Raw genomic sequence first — 18,914 nt, forward strand, 5'->3', positions numbered from 1 at the left:
GGCGCGCGGCTGACCACGTACGCAAGGGCCCTCCCGTACGCTGTGTGACCGCCCGGAAATCCTGCGTGAACGTCTTATGAACTGGGCCTGGGCGTGCGCCGACGGAGCCATCATGCTGCCGTGCGCACCTGGACGGACACTCTCCGCTTCGCCTTCCAACCGGTGGTCAACCTGACGACCGGCGGAGTCACAGGGCTGGAGATACTCGCGCGCCCGGAGACCGGAGACGTCCTGGCCGAAGCCCGCCGCGATCCCGAACTCGACGCTCGGCTGGCGGTGTCGGCGATCCGCTCGGCGCTGCGCCGGGAGACTCTGCTCCCCCTGCACGTCAACGTGTTCGCCGGCACCCTGGCCGACCTCGGTGAGCTCACTCCCCTGCACGACGCCGTACGCCAAGGGGGACGGCTGCCGTGGGAGGTGACGATCGACGTCTGCCCGCCGTACACCCACGTGCCGCAGCAGGCTCTGCTGGAGACGCTGGCCGGGTTGCGGGAGCAGGGGTTCCGGATCAGCGCGGACGGCGTCGGGGACGGGGACGTACCGCTGCGGCTGCTCATCGACATCGAACCCGACCTGGTGAAACTCGACGCCTCTTTGCTGGCTCGGCCGGCGGCGGTGCGGGCGATGCGGACCATGTGCGACGAGCTGGGTGCGTTGCTGTGCGTCGAGGGTGTGGAGACCGAGCTGCAGTGCGCCGCGGCGCTGTCGGCCGGTGCGCAGCTCGCGCAGGGCGAGTTGTTCGCACCGCCGTCCAGACTGCCGGCCGCGGACGTATACGTTCCGTCCCGCTCCCCCGGTGTCGTCGGGACGCCGCGCTCAGGTCCGACGGTGCGGGAGTTCGTACGGCCCGCCGCCCTCCTGCCCGCGACCGCTTCCGCGAGCCAGGTGAGGGCGCTGCTGACGGGGTCCTGGGACGTGTCGGGCGTGCTGCTGGTGGACCGGGACGGGGCGCCCGTGCGGTCGCTGCACCGATCCCGCTTCCTGCTGTCCATGTCGGGGCGCTACGGCCACGCCCTGTACGCCGACCGGCCCGCGGCCAAGCTCGGCGATCCGCCCCGGACGGTGGGCGTCGACGCCACCGCGTGGGAGGTTCTGGACGTGGTGGCCGTCGGCGACCGGGACCGGACGTCGGACGATGTGGCCGTGGTCGACCGGTACGGCCGGTGCGTGGGCGTCGTACGCCTCGCTGACCTTGTACGGGCGCTTGCCGAGAGCCGGGTCGAGGAGGCGGCCGGGCTCAATCCGCTGACGCGGCTGCCCGGTTCGGACGCGATCACCGGCGAGGTGGACCGGTGGATCGCGAACGGGCGTCCCTTCGTGCTGAGCTGGCTCGACGTCGACCACTTCAAGCGGGTGAACGACGGGGCCGGTTTCGCGGCGGGGGACGAGTTGATCCGGTCTGTGGGCCGGGCCCTGCAGCACGCGGCGTCCGGGACCGCGCGGGTGGGCCATATCGGCGGGGACGACTTCCTGGTGCTCGCCGAACCTGGGGAGCTGGAGCCGCTGGCCGCCTCCGTGTTGGACGTCCCGTGGTCGGCGGGAGGACGTCCGGTCACACTGTCCCTGGCCACGGTGCTGTGCGTGCCGGGCAGTGTGGCCGACCACCGGCAGGCCGCGGCGTGTCTGGCACCGCTCAAGCAGGCCGCGAAGTCGCTGGACGGGGCGAGCTGGGTGCTGGGCCGCGCCGGGTTGCCGGGGCACGAGGTCCGTCGAGGGTCGGGCGCGGCGACCGTGCGGGCGGGGTAGTGGCCGGAGTGGATGGGAAGAGGGCGGCTCGCAACCGTTGCCGTCGGCGACCTTGACGCTCCCTGGGTGCCGGTGAACACTTCCGATGTCGGTCGACATCGCCGTACATTCTCGGCGTATTCAGGCACTGCGCCGCGCGGGTCCCCCCTGAGCCGAGGCCCGTACCCCCACGGGCGATTCGGCTGCGACGGCACGCTCGTCGTGGACGCCGGGCGGGGCGCGGGATTTCTCCCTGTCCTCGGCAGTTCGCCAAGGTAACCGCACCCTGCACGGAGGACCGGGGCCGACCGTCCCGGGCCCGGGGCCTAGGAGCCGCCATGAGCAACGGAGACATTTTCGTCGGCGAGATCATCGGGACCGCGATCCTGATCCTGTTCGGAGCGGGCGTGTGCGCCGCCGTCACCCTGAGATATTCGAAGGCCCGCGCCTCGGGGTGGATCGTGATCGCGTTCGGCTGGGGATTCGGTGTGCTGGCGGGTGCGTACACCGCCGCCCCGCTCTCCGGCGGGCACCTCAACCCGGCCGTCACCCTCGGCATCGCCGTCGACACCGGCGAGTGGGGCAAGGTCTGGGTCTATCTGCTGGGCCAGATGGTCGGCGCCATGCTCGGTGCCGTCCTGTGCTACCTCACGTACTTCGCCCAGTTCCAGGCCAATGTCCGGGAGACGGGCACCACGGAGGGCACGGCGGAGGAGCCGCTGGCGACGCTCGGCGTCTTCTCCACCATCCCGGAGATCCGGAACCCGGTCGCCAACCTGGTCACGGAGATCATCGCGACCATCGCGCTCGTCCTGCCGATCCTCGCCTTCGGGCTGACGACGGGACTGGGCGAGTCCGGAACCCTCGTCCTGATCGTCTCGCTGCTGGTGGTCGGTATCGGGCTGTCCCTGGGCGGACCCACCGGCTATGCCATCAACCCGGCCCGCGACCTCGGCCCGCGCATCGTGCACACCTTCCTGCCGATCCCGAACAAGGGCACCTCCGACTGGGGTTATGCCTGGATCCCGGTCGCCGGACCGCTGATCGGTGGAGTGCTCGCCGGCCTCATCTACAACGCAGCCTTCTGAAATCCAGCCCAAGGGGTAGCCATGACGGACAACGCCGCGAAGTACGTCGCCGCAATCGACCAGGGCACCACCTCAAGCCGCTGCATCGTCTTCGACCACAACGGCGCGATCGTCGCCGTCGACCAGCGTGAACACCGCCAGATCTTTCCCAGGCCGGGCTGGGTGGAGCACGACGCCACCGAGATCTGGTCCAAGGTGCAGGCCGTGGTCGCCGGGGCGATCGCCAAGGCGGGTCTGCGCGCCGACCAGATCAGCGCGCTCGGCATCACCAACCAGCGCGAGACCACGGTCCTGTGGGACCGCGCTACCGGCAAGCCCGTGCACAACGCGATCGTGTGGCAGGACACGCGTACGGCCGCTCTGTGCAACCAGCTCGGCGGCCCGGACGGGCAGGACCGTTTCCGCGAGCAGACCGGGCTGCCCCTGGCCAGCTACTTCTCCGGCCCCAAGGCGGCCTGGCTGCTCGACAACGTGCCCGGCCTCAGGGCGCGCGCCGAACGGGGCGAGATCGCCTTCGGCACCATCGACTCCTGGCTGATCTGGAACCTCACCGGCGGCACGGACGGCGGGCAGCACGTCACCGACGTGACCAACGCCGGCCGGACCATGCTGATGAACCTCGAGACGCTCCAGTGGGACACCTCCATCCTCGCCGCGATGAACGTGCCCGAGGCCGTCCTGCCCGAGATCAGGTCCTCGGCCGAGGTGTACGGCACCGCGGTCGGCCAACTCGCCGGCGTGCCCGTCGCGTCGGCGCTGGGCGACCAGCAGGCAGCGGTGTTCGGGCAGGCCTGCTACGACGTGGGCACGGCGAAGAACACCTACGGCACCGGCAGCTTCCTGCTGCTCAACACCGGCAACCGGCCGGTGCCGTCGAAGAACGGGCTGCTGACGACGATGGGTTACAAGATCGGCAGTGAGGCACCCGTGTACTGCCTGGAGGGGTCGATCGCCATAACGGGCGCGCTGGTTCAGTGGTTCCGGGACCAGCTCGGCATCATCCGTACCGCCGACGAGATCGAGCCCCTCGCGGCGAGCGTCGAGGACAACGGCGGGGCCTACATCGTGCCCGCGTTCTCGGGTCTGTTCGCGCCCTACTGGCGTTCCGACGCGCGCGGTGTCGTCACCGGACTCACCCGGTACGTCACCAAGGCGCACCTCGCGCGCGCGGTGCTGGAGGCGACGAGCTGGCAGACGCGGGAGGTCGTGGACGCCATGTTCCAGGACTCCGGGGTGCAGATCACCACCCTGAAGGTGGACGGCGGCATGACGAAGAACAACCTGCTCATGCAGCACCAGGCGGATGTGCTCGGCGTGCCGGTGATCCGGCCCAAGGTGTCGGAGACGACCTGTCTGGGCGCCGCCTACGCGGCCGGTCTCGCCACGGGTGTGTGGAACGACCTGGACGAGCTCAAGTCGCACTGGCAGAAGGACGTCGAGTGGACACCCGGCATGGAGACGTCGGTGCGCGACCGTGAGTACCACAACTGGCGCAAGGCGGTGGAGAAGAGCTTCGGCTGGCTGGAGGACGGCGAGGGCTAGTCGCACGCGCGCGTGGCGTGCGCCACGGACAGCGGCCCGTACCCCTGTCGGCGGGGGTACGGGCCGCGCCCCTCACGTCGTGACGGTCTGACGGCGTTCCGCCGCGTACGCCATCGCGTGCTGGACCACGCCGATGAGGACCTCCTTGACGGACTCCCGGTCGCGGGCGTCGCACAGCAGCAGGGGCACGTTCTCGTCGAGGTCCAAGGCCATCCGAACGTCCTGGATCGGATAACGGGCCGATCCCTCGAAGCAGTTGACGCCGACCACGAAGGGGATGGAGCGCCGCTCGAAGTAGTCGACGGCGGCGAAGCTGTCCTCCAGGCGGCGTGTGTCGGCGAGGACGACGGCTCCGAGGGCGCCCTCGGAGAGCTCGTCCCACATGAACCAGAAGCGCTCCTGACCGGGCGTGCCGAAGAGGTACAGCACCAGGTCCTCGCGCAGGGTGATGCGGCCGAAGTCCATGGCCACGGTGGTGGTGTGCTTGCCCTCCACGCAGCTGGTGTCGTCGATCGGGCGCCCTGCCTCGGTGAGCAGTTCCTCGGTGCGCAACGGCCGGATCTCGCTGACCGCGCCGACGAGGGTGGTCTTGCCCACGCCGAATCCGCCGGCCACCAGGATCTTGAACGTGACGGGCTCGACCGGGGGCTTGCCGCGCTCAGAACGCCCGAAGATCATCGCTTTCTTCTCCTGCTTGGTGGGGGTCGGGTGACGGAGGTCCGTAGCCTCCGCCGCCGGGGGTTTCGATGACGAGTACGTCGCCGGGACGGACGTCCGCCGCGTCGCTTCCGGCGAGTTCGGTGACCGTACCGTCCGCGCGTTCCACGCGGTTGGCGCCCAGGGCTCCGGGTAGGCCGCCCGCCATACCGTACGGCGGAACCCTTCGGTGCTGCGACAGCGTGGAGACGGTCATCGGCTCGAGGAAGCGGATGCGGCGTACCGCGCCGTCCCCGCCGGGCCACCGTCCGGTGCCGCCGCTGCCCTTGCGGAGGGCGAACTCGTCGAGCCGCACGGGCAGTCGCCACTCGAGGACCTCGGGGTCGGTCAGCCGCGAGTTGGTCATGTGGGTCTGGACGACAGGGGCGCCGGGGAAGCCGTCGCCCGCGCCGGATCCGGAGGCGACGGTCTCGTAGTACTGGTGGCGGTCGTTGCCGAAGGTGACGTTGTTCATGGTGCCGGAGCCCTCGGCCTGGACGCCGAGCGCCGCGTAGAGGGCGCCGGTGATGGCTTGGGAGGTCTCGACGTTGCCGGCGACGACCGCGGCGGGCGGCTCGGGCGCGAGCATGGATCCCTGCGGTACGACGATGTCGAGGGGGCGCAGACAGCCGTCGTTGAGCGGGATGTCGTCGGCGACCAGGGTGCGGAAGACGTACAGGACGGCCGCGTTGACGACCGCGTACGGCGCGTTGAAGTTGGTGGCCAGCTGTGGCGAGGTGCCGGTGAAGTCGACGGTGGCGGAGCGGCTTCGGCGGTCCACGCGCACCTGGACGCGGATGACGGCGCCGGAGTCGGTCTCGTAGGCGTACTCACCGTCGTCGAGGGAGTCGACGACCCTCCGGACGGCTTCTTCGGCGTTGTCCTGGACGTGTTTCATGTACGCCTGCACGACGTCCAGGCCGAAGTTCTCGATCATGCGCGAGACCTCGTCGACGCCCTTCTGGTTGGCGGCGATCTGGGCACGGAGGTCGGCGAGGTTGGTCTGGGGGTTGCGGGAGGGGTGGGGGGCGTCGGCGAGCAGGCGGATGGTTTCCTCCTCGCGGAAGCGGCCGCCCTCGGCGAGGGGCCAGTTGTCGAAGAGGACTCCTTCCTCCTCGATGGTGCGGCTGTTCGCGGGCATGGAGCCCGGGGCGATGCCGCCGATCTCGGCGTGGTGACCGCGGGAGGCGACGTAGAAGAGAACTTCCCGGCTGCCGTCACCCTCCGTGACGCGGTCGCTCTTCGCATCGAAGACCGGGGTGATCACTGTGACGTCGGGCAGGTGGGTGCCGCCGTGGTACGGGTCGTTGACCGCGTAGGTGTCCCCGGGGCGCATCCGTGAGCCGCGCCGCCGGATGACCTCCTTGACGCTGGTACCCATGGACCCCAGGTGGACCGGGATGTGGGGGGCGTTGGCGACCAGGTTTCCGTCCGGGTCGAAGAGCGCGCAGGAGAAGTCCAGCCGTTCCTTGATGTTGACGGACTGGGCCGTGGACTCCAGGCGGGCGCCCATCTGTTCGGCGATGGACATGAAGAGGTTGTTGAAGACCTCGAGCAGAACGGGATCCGCTTGCGTGTCGAGATCGGAACTCTGCGTAACCGTCGCGCGTTCCATGACCAGATGCCCGTCGTCGGTCGTAGCGGCTCGCCAGCCGTCGTCGACGACGGTCGTCGCACCGGCCTCCGTGATGATCGCGGGGCCGGTGAGGGTCTCGCCGGGGGGCAGCTCCTCGCGGCGGTGGAGGGGTACGTCGCGCCAGGCACCGCCCGTGTGGAGGCGGACGGTGTGGGGTGCGGTGGTGTGGCCCTGGTAGGTGGCCAGGGCTGAGAGATCGGGGGGTTGGGTGATGCCGGTGGCTTCGACGGAGAGGGCCTCGACGACGATCGGGCGGTCGAGGGTGAAGGAGTACGTGGCGCGATGACGTTCTTCGAAGGCGTGCCTCATGGTGTCGGGGTCGGTGAGCTCGACGGTGAGGGGGGTGTCGGTTCCGTCATAGCGCAGCTGGGCGCGCCGGGTGATCTCGATTCGGCTCTCCTGGACGTCCTCGGCGAGGAGTTCGGCGCGGGCGGCGCTCTCCAGGTCGTCGGCGGTCTTGAGGACGCCGGGCATGGAGGCGGGCGCCAGGGGTGCCTCGACGGACTGTTCGCGCATGGCCGTGGTGTCGGCGAGGCCGATGCCGAGGGCGGACAGGACACCGGCCATGGGCGGTACGAGGACGGTGCGGATGCCCAGCGAGTCGGCGACCATGCAGGCGTGCTGTCCGCCCGCACCGCCGAAGGTGGTGAGGGCGTAGCGGGTGACGTCGTGGCCCTTCTGGACGGAGATCCGCTTCACCGCGTTGGCGATGTTGGCGACGGCGATCTGCAGGTAGCCCTCGGCGACCTGCTCGGGGGTGCGGTCGTCTCCGGTCCGCTCCCGGATCTCGCTCGTGAGGGCGGTGAAGCGCTCTCGGACGAGCGTGGCGTCGAGGGGTTGGTCGCCGTTCGGGCCGAACACCTTGGGGAAGTGGGCGGGTTGGATACGGCCGAGCATGACGTTGGCGTCCGTGACGGCGAGCGGTCCGCCACCCCGGTAGCAGGCGGGGCCGGGGTCCGCTCCCGCCGAGTCCGGCCCTACGCGGTAGCGGGAGCCGTCGAAGTGGAGGACCGAGCCGCCGCCGGCCGCCACGGTGTGGATGTCCAGCATGGGGGCGCGCAGCCGGACGCCCGCGATCCGGGTGGTGAAGACGCGTTCGTACTCGCCCGCGAAGTGCGAGACGTCGGTGGAGGTGCCGCCCATGTCGAAGCCGATGACCCGCTCGAAGCCGGCGAGCTGCGACATGCGGGCCATGCCCACGATGCCTCCGGCGGGGCCGGAGAGGATGGCGTCCTTGCCGCGGAACTGCCCGGCTTCGGCGAGGCCCCCGTTGGACTGCATGAACATGAGCCGCACGCCTTCGAGTTGACCGGCGACGCGTTGGACGTAGCGGCGCAGCACCGGCGAGAGGTAGGCGTCGACGACCGCGGTGTCTCCGCGCGGCACGAGCTTCATCAAGGGGCTGACCTCACTCGACAGCGAGATCTGCGGGAAGCCGGTGCGGGCGGCCAGCTCTCCGATCGCCTGTTCGTGGGCGGGGTGGAGGTGGCTGTGCATGCAGACCACGGCGACGGCGCGGATCCCGTCGTCGTAGGCCTGCCGGAGGGGCTCGGCGAGGGCGTCCAGGTCGGGGGCGCGCAGGACGGTGCCGTCGGCGGCGATCCGTTCGTCGACCTCGACGACCCGCTCGTACAGCAGCTCGGGCAGTTCGATGCGGCGGGCGAAGATGTGGGGGCGGTTTTGGTAGGCGATGCGCAGGGCGTCGCGGAAGCCGCGGGTGACGACCAGCAGGGTCCGTTCGCCCTTGCGTTCCAGGAGGGCGTTGGTGGCGACGGTCGTCCCCATGCGGACGGCCTCGACAGGTGCCCCGGATCCCTCCAGCAGGTCACGGACGCCGGCGACCGCCGCGTCGGAGTACCGGGCCGGATTGTCCGAGAGCAGTTTGTGCGTCAGCAGTCGGCCGTCCGGGCGACGCGCGACGATGTCGGTGAAGGTGCCGCCTCGGTCGACCCAGAACTGCCAGCCTGTCGTCACATCCGTCTCCCCGGTCGCACTGCTCGGAACCGTGTCTGCGGGCCGGGGGCGGACCTGCCGCAGACGGTCGTCGACGATCAGTCAGATCATATCCGGAGGGGTGTTCCGGCGCCTGGTCCGCACCGGTCGGAGTCGGCCGGTCATCGCTCCGGGCAGCCACCGGCCCAACGGCAGGTGACCGCACCCGAGGGCCCGGCCGTCGGTGACCGCCTCACGGCGCCGACCGGGCCGCCTCCCCCGGGGGCGGGCGGTCGGTCACAGCGCCCTGAGGCCGTTGATCACGTCCCGCAGAATGCTCTCGTCGGGCAGTTCTGCGGGGGGCACGGGGCGGTTGACGTGGACGAACTCCGCGTCCACGAGGTCGCCCACCAGGACCCGGACCACCCCGATGGGCAGGTCGAGTTCGGAGGACAGCTCGGCGACGGACTGCGGAGCGTCACGGCACAGGTCGACGATGTCCACGTGCTCCGGGGACAGCGAGTGGTCGCCTTCCGGGTCGTCCGCGTGGCTCTCCGTGACGACCACCGCGATGAGGTCGAGGCGGTGCTGGCCCGCACTGGTGGTGCGGCCGCGCGTCATGGCGTACGGACGGACGACCGGTCCGGCCTCGTCGTCGAACCAGTGACTTCTTCCCTGACCCTCAGTGCTCATGCCATCCCACTACCCGCCCGCGGGCAGATCGGTGCGCGGAGCGGCGCCCAAATGTACGCCGACCCGCTTCACCAGGAGTGTCATCTCGTACGCCACCAGGCCCACGTCGGAGTCCGCGTCCGAGAGGACGGCGAGGCAGCTGCCGTCACCGGCGGCGGTGACGAACAGGAAGGCGTCGTCGAGTTCGACGACCGTCTGCCGGACGTTGCCCGCCTCGAAGTGGCGGCCCACGCCCTTGGCGAGGCTGTGGAACCCGGAGGCCACGGCCGCCAGGTGCTCACTGTCCTCCCGGGTCAGGTCACGGGACAGGCCCGTCGGCAGGCCGTCGCCGGAGAGCACGAGGGCCTTACGGATGCTCGCCACACGGTCCACCAGGTCGTCGAGCAGCCAGTTGAGCTCACCCGACTTGCCCGCGGTGTGGCCGGTCGCCTTCGGTGCGGTCATCGACCGTCCCCCTTTGTCGTTCCTTGTGCTGTGCCGCTGTGGGCGTCGTCGCCCGCGGCGTTCTCCTCGCGGCCGCGCTGCCAGCCCCGCTGGAGCGAGGCCATCCGGCTGCGTACCTCGTCGGCGTCCCGCTCGACGGGCTCCGCCGGGTTGTCGGCGCGTCGTCCGGGGCTCTGCTTCAGCTGCGGGGCCAGGTTGGCCTGGCGTACGCGGCGGGGCAACGGAGCCGTTGCGGAGTCGGAGCCGACCTCCTGTGTCACGGAGCCTTGGCCGGGCCTCTGCGGCGCGGTGCCGGGTCGTCCGACGGGCGCGCCGGGGCCGCCCGACGTGATCTCGGCGTGGCGGGTACGCCTGGGAAGGGCAGGGGTGCTCTCGGGCCGCTCCACGTGGCCGAGGCGGGAGGCGGCCGGAGACCCGGTGCGCCGATCGTCGAGCGGTCGGCCCTCGCCGTTCGCGGCGCTGTGCCGTTCGTCGAGTTCGCGGCGCGAGGCGGTGGGGGATTCGGTGCGCTGGTCGTCCAGGCGGTCAGCCACACCGGTGCCGCGGCGCAGCGGGTTGGCGCCACGACGGCGGGTCGGCAGGGGCGCCGGTCCCTGGGGTGCGGCCGGCTGTGGACGGGACCGGTTCGGGCCGCCCGGGGACTCCTCGTCGGCCTCCTCGCGCCGCCCCCGCTGCTCGGTGACCGGGCGTCCATGGGAGCTGACCAGTTTGGGGGTCCGGCGGTGGGGCAGCGGGACCGGGGCGTCGAGGTCCTCGTCGGTCTCGTCGGCACCGAGCGGCGCGGCGCCCTCGTGCCGCTGTTCGCCGTGCCGGGGGGCCGTCTCATCGCCCGTACGGGTGAGGGAGCGGCGCGGCCGGAACAGTCCGCCGCGTTCGCTGTCCTCACTGTCCAGGGCACCAGGGAAGCCGTCCAGGGCGTCCAGGTCGACGGGGGACTCCAGCTCTACCGGACCGTCCAGGAGCGCGGCGGGCAGGCCGGGCAGTTGCGTCGGCGCCAGGGCGTGCTCGGCGCGGCGGGCCTCCTCCAGCTCGGCTTCCTTGGAGGGCCGGGGCCGGTCGAGACGGAAGCCGAGGCCGTTGGTGTCCGGGACGTCGTCCGTCAGCAGGGTGTCGGGGATGAAGACGACGGCCGTCGTGCCCCCGTAGGGGGACGGCTGCAGGGAGACCCGTACGTGCTGCCGCTGGGCGAGCCGACTGACCACGAACAGGCCCAGCCGGTCGGTGTCGGACAGCTCGAACTCCGGTGTCTCGGCGAGGCGCAGGTTGGCGTCCAGGAGCGCGTCGGCGGCCATGCCGAGACCACGGTCGTGGATCTCGAGGGTGAATCCGTTGGCGACCCGCTCGCCGACGACCTGCACGGCGGTGTGCGGCGGGGAGAACACCGTGGCGTTCTCCAGGAGTTCGGCGACGAGGTGGGTGAGGTCCGCGACGGCCGGACCGGTGACGGCGACCCGGGGCAGCCGGCGTACCTCGATGCGCTCGTAGTCCTCGACCTCGGCGACGGCGGCGCGTACGACGTCCATGAGCTGGACGGGCTTGCGCCACTGCCGGGAGGGGGCCGCGCCGGAGAGGATGACCAGACCCTCGGCGTGTCGGCGCATTCGGGTGGTCAGGTGGTCGAGGCGGAAAAGGTCGGCGAGTTCGTCGGTGTCCTCGGTCCGTCGCTCCATGGCGTCGAGCAGGGTGAGCTGCTTGTGCAGGAGCACCTGGCTGCGACGGGCGAGGTTCACGAAGACCTCGGAGACACCGGCCCGCAGTTCGGCCTGTTTGACGGCGGCCTCGACGGCGGCGCGTTGCAGGGTGTTGAGGGCCTGGCCGACCTCGCCGATCTCGTTCTTGTCGTACTCCAGGCGCGGGACCTCGGTCTCCACGTCGACCTGTTCGCCCACGGAGAGGCGGCGCATCACGCTGGGCAGCCGGACGCCGGACGCCTCATGGGCGTCCAGGCGCAGTTGCCGCAGGTCGCGGATGAGGGCGCGGCCGACCCGTACGGACACGACCAGCGAGAAGAGCAGGGCGGCGAAGCCGAGGACGCCGGCCACGGACGCCTTGATGATGACGCCCATGGCGTCGGGACGCACACGGTCCTGGTAGCGGTCGTTGGCCTCGTCGTTGAGTGCGCCGAGTTCGTCGAGCGCGCTCCCTGCCGCGGCGTCCCAGCTCTTGGCGCTCACCGCGCTGGGAATGGTGCCGGGCTCGGAGGAGATCACGGCCTGTTCCGCCGACCGCAGCGGGGCCGTGGTCGCGTTCTTCCAGAAACGCTCGTAGCGTTCGCGCTCGTGCGCGGGCAGCACCGGCAGGGTGATGTCGTACAACATGGTGCGCTGGGCGGCCAGGTCGGAGACCTCGCGGGACTCCTCGCGGGTCAGTTTGCCCACCACCAGCGCGGATCCCAGCAGGGCGTCCTCGCGGGAGAACAGCTCGCGGGCGCGGGTGATGTCCACCAGGGCCCGGGCCTGCTTGTCCAGCTCGACGCTGTCGATTCCGTCGAGTGAGGCCAGCAGCGCGTAACAGGGGTCGATGAGCCGGTTGTACTGGTTGAGTGCCTGGGACCGGTCGACCGTGCCCTCCTCGACGCTCCGGCGCAGCGAGTCGATGCCCTCGAAGGCGTCCAGAATCGTGGTGAGGTGTTCGTCGTCGTCCGCGTCCATTCCGTCGCGGACGTCGGGGTCCTGCGCGTTCGCACGGATCTTGGTGACGGCCTCGTCGGTGGCGCCGCGTGTGGTGCGCAGGGCCGACAGCGCGTCCGACGCCCTGGGGTCGGCGAGGTAGACGAGAGTCTGCCGGCGCTCCTGCTGGAGGACCCGCACGGTGTCCTCGGTGGGGTAGCCGATCTTCTCGATGACGGACGACACGTGGAACAGCCGGGCGACTTCACGACCCGTGAGTACCGTGGCGAAACCCCAGATCGCGACCAGGGACACCAGCGGCACGAGAAGCAGCGCCACGATCTTCCGGCGGATCGACTTCCCGCGAAAGCGCATGGCCTCCCCCAGCTCGACCCCCACCGGCAGGGGTACAGATGTGCGTCAACAAACGCGGCGAGCCTACTACTGACGCACAGGTAACTCGAAGACCGGTCCGGAAGCCGAACTACCGCACCGGGGGCAAGAGATACGCAGTTGTCCGCTCATGACAGGAGATCATCTCCCGTCTTTCCTCGGCGAGTGCGGGATCGAACCCGGTCGGCCCGGTTGACCAGTTGGCCTGAATTTTGCGTTCGACGGGAATCTTGAGGGTGACTCGTTCGTCGTTCTTCATGGGAGTTGGGGGCGGAATCGGCCACTGGAGCCGCATCCCGCACCCGGGCGGCGTAAAACAGCGCAAGCCGGGCAGCCACTGGGGAGCCGGGTCTTCGGACGCGGGGCGAGCGGTCTGCTGGCGGTGGGGAGTGACACGGTGATGGGCACGGCGGAGCGACAAGAGACGCTGCCGGACGACGGGACGGCGCAGATGACGGCACAGCAGGTCCTCGACGCGCCGGATCTCGACATTCCGACGAACAGGAGTGACGGGGGCAGGGCGGCGCCTTACGAGGGTGCGGCCGGGGCCGACGAGCGCGGCGCGGTACGAGAGGCCCGACAGGAGCCCCGGTACCAGCCGTTGTGGATCGAGGAGCCCGCGCGACGGCGCCGGTTGCCCGATCCGGTGCGGACGTCGGCGGTGCGGGCGGTGCTGATCATCTCCGTGACGCTGATCCAGGCCATGGTGGCCTTCCTGTGCACCATGGCCGGCTCCTGGCTGGCGTTCCCGATGGTGCTGAGCAGTGTCGCCAGCACCGTGGTGGCCACCTGGGGCGCCCTCGACGTCTGGGTGACCCGCCAGGTGTGGAACCAGCGCCACGGCGTGGTGTCGACGCCCAGCAGCACCGCTCGTGCCCTGCGGCGCGAGCGCCGCAGGGCACGGCGACAGGCACGGGTGGCGGAGCGGACCCAGAGGCGGATACGCCGGCAGGGCGGGGCGGGTCAGTTGTCGCATTCCTGACCCCGCGGCGACGACCGTCCGCGGGGGCCGGTCTGTCGCACGGATGGCGCGTTCGGGTCATGTGGCCGACCCGTTCACAGCACGTTCGGTTGCGTTCCCCCACGGACGAGTGCACCGCGGGGATGTCGGTGGTGCAGGACGAGTCCTTCGGGCAGGTGCTCACCGTCGAGCGTTTCACCAGCGAGGACGAGGTGGTGCGCGTCGCGAACGACACCATCTACTGCCTGGCCGGGGCCGTCTGGACCACCGACGAGGCCAAGGCGGCCCGGGTCGCGGGCCGGCTCGGGCTCGGGACGGTCTGGATCAACGACTACCACCCCTGTGTGCCGCAGGCGGAATGGGGCGCGCGCAGGACGACCCCTCGGCCCCGCTCGACGCGCGGCTGCGGGTCAAGGGGATCGAGGGGCCGCGGGTCGCCGACGGGTCCGTCATGCCGGACCTCGTCACCGTCAACCCGTGCGTCACGATGATGATGATCGGCGGGAAGTGCGGGTGGATCTCCCGAAGGAGGACGCCTGATCAACTCCCGGCGGGCGCGGGCCGTTTGAACATCCGCGTCGCCGTGATCTCACTGTGCACCGCCTCCTCCGCCTGGGGCTGCCGTGGCAGTCCCGGGCGGAGGTGTTCCTCCACGCTGATGTACTTCAGGCCCGCCCTCAGGTCGGCGTCGTTGCGCAGCCGGATGACGAGGGGGAACTCGGCGAGCGCGGTCGTGTCGAACAGGCCTGTCGTGTACAGGAGTTGGACCCCGAGCGCATCCGACACGGCTCGCTGGAGCTCCAGCAGGTACGTCGCGTTGGCCCGCCCGATCGGGTTGTCGAGGAAGAGGGTGCCGGCGTGCCGGTGCTTGTCACGTCCCCGGTCGTTGGAGCGCAGGGCCGCCATCGTGCAGTAGAGGGCGATCGCGGCGGTGAGCAACTGCCCGCCGGAGAACACGTCACCCATCTGCCCGACGGGCACGCGCTCGGCTCTCAGTACGGCGTCCGGCTTGAGGATCTCGACGGCCACGCCCTTGGGCTGGAGCGCCGCGCCGACCCCGCGCAGCAGCAGGGACATCCCGTCGCGCCGCAGGTCGGAGTTCTTCTTGACGGCGGCCCGGGTCGCCTCGTCGATGACCTCGCCGAGCCGCTCGGTGAGCGTGGCCTGGTCGGGCTCCTCGAAGCGGATGCGCAGGAACTCCTGGCCCGACCACTCGCCGAGCCCTTCGGGCAGCCTGGACAGCCGCTGGGCGGACCTGAGCGTGGCGAGCGCCGACTCGACGAGCCCCCGGAGACGGTCCACGATCGAGTCCCGGTTCCGCTCCAGCTGCGCCAACTCGTCGGTGAGCACGCGCAGTCGGGGTGCGAAGGCGTCCGCCCACTTCTGGGCGTGCTCGGGCAGCGAGGAGGCGGGGAGCTCGCGGATCTGCTGCCGGGCCGGGGTGCGGACCTGCTCGTAGCGGGTGGAGTTGGCGTGCCGGACGAGGACGTCGCTCGCCTCGCGTACGGCGGCCTCGGCGGCGGACAGGTCGGCGGCACAGCCCCGCAGGGACCGGCGGGCCTCGGCGGCGGACTGCCGGGCCTCCTCCGGGCTGCCGGGATACGCCTCGGTCTCCTCCGGCTCCTCCTCCGGGGTGTGCTCCCGCAGCAGGTCCCGCAACATCGCGGCGATCTCGTCGAAGCCGCCGGCCGCGTCCTCGGCGGCGCGGTGGGCGTCGAGGAGCTCGGCGTGCGCCTCCCGGGCCCGGCTCAGGGCTTCGGTGCGCGAGGCGAGTTCGGTGGTCGCCGTCCGCAGCAGCGCCTGCGCGTGCTCGGCGTCGCGCGGCTGCTGCTCCTCGGGCAGGTCGGTGTGGGCCTCGCCTTCCTCGGGCGCGTTCCGCTCGGCCTCACCGCGCAGGCGGCCCAGCTGCTCGCTCGCGCTGGACATCCGGGTCTCCAGGAGCTGCACCAGTTCGTCGGCGCGGGCGACGGCGGCCTGCCGGGACGGTCCGTCGGAGCCGTCGGGCGACTGGAGCAGCTGCTCCGCGCGCGTGCGGACCTTGTTGCTCAGCCGGTCCAGGTCCGCGCGCGCCGCGCTCTCGTCGCTCTCCGCGCGCGCCTGCTCGGCCCGCAGGTCGGCACCGACGCCGACCTTCTCGTACACCTGTGAGGCGGCCCGGTAGGCCTCCCGGAGTGCGGGCAGGGACGCCCTCGGATCCTCCGCCTCGTTGTCCGGTACGTCATCGGGGGCGCCGGCGATCTCGGAGCGCTCGGCACGCAGCGCACGGGCGGTGCGGCGGGCGTCGTCGGCGGCGCGCTGGGCGGCGCGCCGGTCCTCGTCGGCGGCACGGGCACGGTCCAGGCAGGTCTGGGCGCGGGCCTCCGACTCGGCGGCGTCGTCGGCGAGTTCACGCAGCTTGACCTGCCAGCCGACCCGCTCCCGCAGCCGGAAGGCGAGGCCGGCGAGGGCGTCGGCGGCCCGGCGCGCCTTCTGGGCCGCCTCCTGCCGCTCGTCCCGGACCTGTGCGGCCTCCGCGGCGGTCTCGTCGGCCTCGGCCCGCACGGTCCGTGCCTCGGTCAGCTCGGCTTCGGACTCCTCGGCGAACACCCGGGTGTCCTGGGCGGCCCGGGACAGCTCGAGGAGCCGTCCGGACGGGCAGCCGGCGCGCCAGGAGGTGAGCCGTGCCGCCAGCTCCCGGTCCTTGCCCAGCCGGGCCGCGAGGGCCCTGATCTCCTCGTCCCGCTCGGTGGCCCGCGCGCGCAGCGCCTGCCGTTCCTCGTCGGCGGCGTGCTCGTCGTGCATGGCCGGGTTCGGCGGTACGAGGAAGACGTCGCCGGTGTCCGAGTCGGGTGCCGGGGTGGGGGCGAGCAGGGCGGCCGCCGTACCGACCGCCACGGCGGACCGTGGCAGCAGTGCCGCGTCGCTCAGCGCCTCCCGGGCACGCGCGTGGGTGGCGGGGTCGGTGATGATCACACCGTCGACCAGCTCGGGCCGGGCGGCCAGCACCCGCGCGTGGTCGACGGGGTCGACGGCCTGGGCGAGATAGCGCCAGCCGGGCAGCGCGGGGATGCCGTGCTCGCCGAGGAACTCCACGGTCGCCAGCACGTCCGGGCCGGGCGGCAGCAGTCCGCCTTCACCGAGCGCACCGAGGATACGGGAGTCGTCGGCGGCGGCCGTCCGCAGTTCGAAGAGCTGCCGCTCCGCGGCGGAGACGGCGTCGTCGAGCAGCTCGCGCAGCTCGTCGGCGAAGCGGTCCAGGTCCTCGGGGGTGAGCGCGGGCCGGTCGGCGTCGCCGTCGTCCTGGCGGGGCTGCGGGACCACGGAGGAGCGCGCGTCGGCGCCGGTCAGGCTGAGCAGCTCGGACAGTCGTTCCTCGGCCGCCAGGGCTTCGGCCAGTCGGCGCTCTGCCTCGTAGGAGCGTTCGGCGGCCGTGGCCGCGTCCTCCGCGCGGGCCGCCGTCAGCTCGGCGCGGGACTCGGCCGCCGCGGCCTCACGCGCGTGCTCGGTGGCCCGGCGTGACGCCTCACGTGCGGTGTCCCAGGCGGCCACCGTCGCCTTCTCGGCGTCGCTGGCGGCGAGGGCCGCGCGCGCGGGGTCGGCGTCGGGCGCGCTGTCGTCGAGCCAGCCCGCGCGCACCGCCTCGGCGGTCTCCTGCTCGACCTCGGTCAACCGCTGGCGCAGATGCCCGATCTCGCTGCGGGCGCGCTGTGCCTCGGTCGCGGCGGAGGTCGAGTCCCGGTACGCGCAGTCGCTGACCTCCTGGAGGGCGGCGGACCGCTCCTCCTCCTCGTTGGCGAGGGTCTCGGCGCGCTCCGCGGCCGCGTGCAGGGCCCGTACGAGGTCGACGGCGGCCTTGGCCCGGGCGGCGAGCGCGGGTGCCGCGTCCCGCTCGGCCTCCTGGATCGCGGCGGCCACCCGCGCGACCCGGTCGGCGGCGGCACGGTGGCGCAGCACGGCCTCGGCGGCCTGCCAGGCGGAGTGCAGGGTGCGCGCGTCGGCGAGTTCGCGCTTCTGCGCGGCCGCCGACTTCTCGGCGGCTGCCAGCGCCAACGAGGCGTGCCGGTAGGCCAGTTCGGCCGCGATCAGCGCGCTGCGCTCGCGGGCCCCCTCGGAGTGGGTGACGGCGTACGCGGCGGCGGTGACCCGCTGGGCGAGGTCGGCGGCCCGCACGCGTTCCCGCGCCCCGCGAGCGGACTGCCGCCGGGCCAGGGTCCTGGTACGACGCTCGGCCGCGGAGTGGATGTCCCGCGCGCGGGAGCGGGCCTCGGCCGCCTCGACGATCCGGCCGAGCAGGTCGACGGAACCTGCGGTGAAGTCCCGTTCGGCGATCAGCTCGGCGCGCCGGCCCAGCTTGTTGCCGAAGCCGCTGACCAGGTCGGCGAGGCCGTCGGTGTCGCGGGTGTCGGTGACCGCCCGCAGCAGCAGGTCGGTGAAGTCGGAGTCCTTCTTGACCGCGAAGAGGCCGGCGGCCTCGCCCTCGTCGGCGTTCATCTCCCGCTGGTAGCGGAAGAGTTCGGGGTCGAGCCCGAGGTCCGTGAGGTGTTCGACCCACCGGTCGTGGATCTCCTCCCAGTGCACCTCCAGATGGGGATACGCCTTGCCCGCCTCGGTGATGGCGTCCCTGAAGCCCTTCATGGTGCGCCGCCGGCCCTGCGCGCCCGACTGGCCCTCGACGGACGGCCGCACGGCGGTGGACTCGGCGACCGGGAGGTTGTCCAGGCTCAGTCCGGGCCCGGGCCGGAAGGAGTACCAGGCCTCGGCGAACTTCCGCGGGTCGTTGGAGACCTGGCGTCCCCGCCACTCGCTCGCCTTGCCCACGACGACGCACTCACCGGTCAGCACGTGCTGCCACTCCAGCGCCACGTGTCCGCAGTCGTCGGCGAGCAGGAACTTGCGCAGCACGCCGGAGCTGGCGCCGCCGAGGGTGTTGCGGTGGCCCGGCAGCATCACGGAGAAGATCAGCTTGAGCAGGACGGACTTGCCGCCGCCGTTCTCCAGGAAGAGCACGCCGGCGGGGGCGGGGCGGCGCGGCGGGCCGACGGGCTCGTCCTCGAAGAACTCCGCCTGGGTGGGCGCGGGGTCGGGCACGATGTCGCCCACGCCCCGCAGGTCAAGCACGGTGTCGGCGTAGCGCGCACCGGCGGGCCCGATGGAGTAGAGGCGGACCCGGGACAGCTCGTACATGGCGGACTCTCGTAAGTCTTCGGCAGGTCAGG

10 protein-coding genes and 2 pseudogenes are annotated in these 18,914 nt (G+C 71.8%); 6 read left to right on the forward strand and 6 right to left on the reverse strand.

Annotation, left to right across the window (positions count from 1 at the left end; translation table 11 throughout):
* Positions 1–120: 120 nt before the first annotated feature.
* From AQJ84_RS24560 to glpK, 3 genes are all read left to right on the forward strand, one after another.
* Positions 121–1,746, forward strand: a complete 1,626-nt coding sequence (locus AQJ84_RS24560; RefSeq protein WP_030038662.1) for a GGDEF domain-containing protein — start codon at positions 121–123, stop codon at positions 1,744–1,746.
* 317 nt (positions 1,747–2,063) lie between these two features.
* Positions 2,064–2,813, forward strand: coding sequence for an MIP/aquaporin family protein (locus AQJ84_RS24565; RefSeq protein ID WP_030038661.1), 750 nt, complete (start codon positions 2,064–2,066; stop codon positions 2,811–2,813).
* Positions 2,814–2,834: 21 nt separating this feature from the next.
* On the forward strand, positions 2,835–4,355 hold the full coding sequence (gene glpK / locus AQJ84_RS24570) for a glycerol kinase GlpK (protein ID WP_030038660.1): 1,521 nt from the start codon (positions 2,835–2,837) through the stop codon (positions 4,353–4,355).
* A gap of 72 nt (positions 4,356–4,427) precedes the next feature.
* Here glpK and AQJ84_RS24575 read toward each other — a convergent pair whose 3' ends face one another.
* The 5 genes from AQJ84_RS24575 to AQJ84_RS24595 all read right to left on the reverse strand — a co-directional run bounded on the left by AQJ84_RS24575 (position 4,428) and on the right by AQJ84_RS24595 (position 12,740).
* The gene (locus AQJ84_RS24575) at positions 4,428–5,033 is read right to left on the reverse strand and encodes a GTP-binding protein (RefSeq protein ID WP_030038659.1); all 606 of its coding nucleotides are present in this window, start codon (positions 5,031–5,033) and stop codon (positions 4,428–4,430) included.
* Positions 5,014–8,661 (reverse strand): hydantoinase B/oxoprolinase family protein, encoded by a 3,648-nt coding sequence (locus tag AQJ84_RS24580; RefSeq protein ID WP_053192444.1) that lies wholly within the window; start codon positions 8,659–8,661, stop codon positions 5,014–5,016. Before AQJ84_RS24580 ends, AQJ84_RS24575 begins: the two co-directional genes overlap by 20 nt.
* 255 nt (positions 8,662–8,916) lie before the next feature.
* Positions 8,917–9,312, reverse strand: a complete 396-nt coding sequence (locus tag AQJ84_RS24585; protein WP_030038657.1) for a DUF742 domain-containing protein — start codon at positions 9,310–9,312, stop codon at positions 8,917–8,919.
* 9 nt (positions 9,313–9,321) lie between these two features.
* Complete coding sequence (locus AQJ84_RS24590; RefSeq protein WP_053192442.1) at positions 9,322–9,756, reverse strand: roadblock/LC7 domain-containing protein; 435 nt, start codon at positions 9,754–9,756, stop codon at positions 9,322–9,324.
* Positions 9,753–12,740, reverse strand: coding sequence for a nitrate- and nitrite sensing domain-containing protein (locus tag AQJ84_RS24595; protein WP_030038655.1), 2,988 nt, complete (start codon positions 12,738–12,740; stop codon positions 9,753–9,755). Before AQJ84_RS24595 ends, AQJ84_RS24590 begins: the two co-directional genes overlap by 4 nt.
* Before the next feature lie 418 nt (positions 12,741–13,158).
* Here AQJ84_RS24595 and AQJ84_RS24600 point away from each other — a divergent pair, with 418 nt between their 5' ends.
* The 3 genes and pseudogenes from AQJ84_RS24600 to AQJ84_RS44320 form a co-directional block, all read left to right on the forward strand.
* Positions 13,159–13,740: a hypothetical protein gene (locus tag AQJ84_RS24600; protein ID WP_030038654.1), complete on the forward strand. Its 582-nt coding sequence runs from the start codon at positions 13,159–13,161 to the stop codon at positions 13,738–13,740.
* Positions 13,741–13,844: 104 nt separating this feature from the next.
* A pseudogene (locus AQJ84_RS44315) lies at positions 13,845–14,084 on the forward strand (aldehyde dehydrogenase family protein); the annotation flags it as partial.
* A gap of 2 nt (positions 14,085–14,086) precedes the next feature.
* Positions 14,087–14,259, forward strand: a pseudogene (locus AQJ84_RS44320) (GMC oxidoreductase); the annotation flags it as partial.
* Here AQJ84_RS44320 and AQJ84_RS24610 read toward each other — a convergent pair.
* Complete coding sequence (locus tag AQJ84_RS24610) at positions 14,260–18,882, reverse strand: hypothetical protein (protein ID WP_053192440.1); 4,623 nt, start codon at positions 18,880–18,882, stop codon at positions 14,260–14,262.
* Between the last annotated feature and the right edge of the window lie 32 nt (positions 18,883–18,914).

Source organism: Streptomyces resistomycificus, from assembly GCF_001514265.1.
GTDB lineage: Bacteria > Actinomycetota > Actinomycetes > Streptomycetales > Streptomycetaceae > Streptomyces > Streptomyces resistomycificus.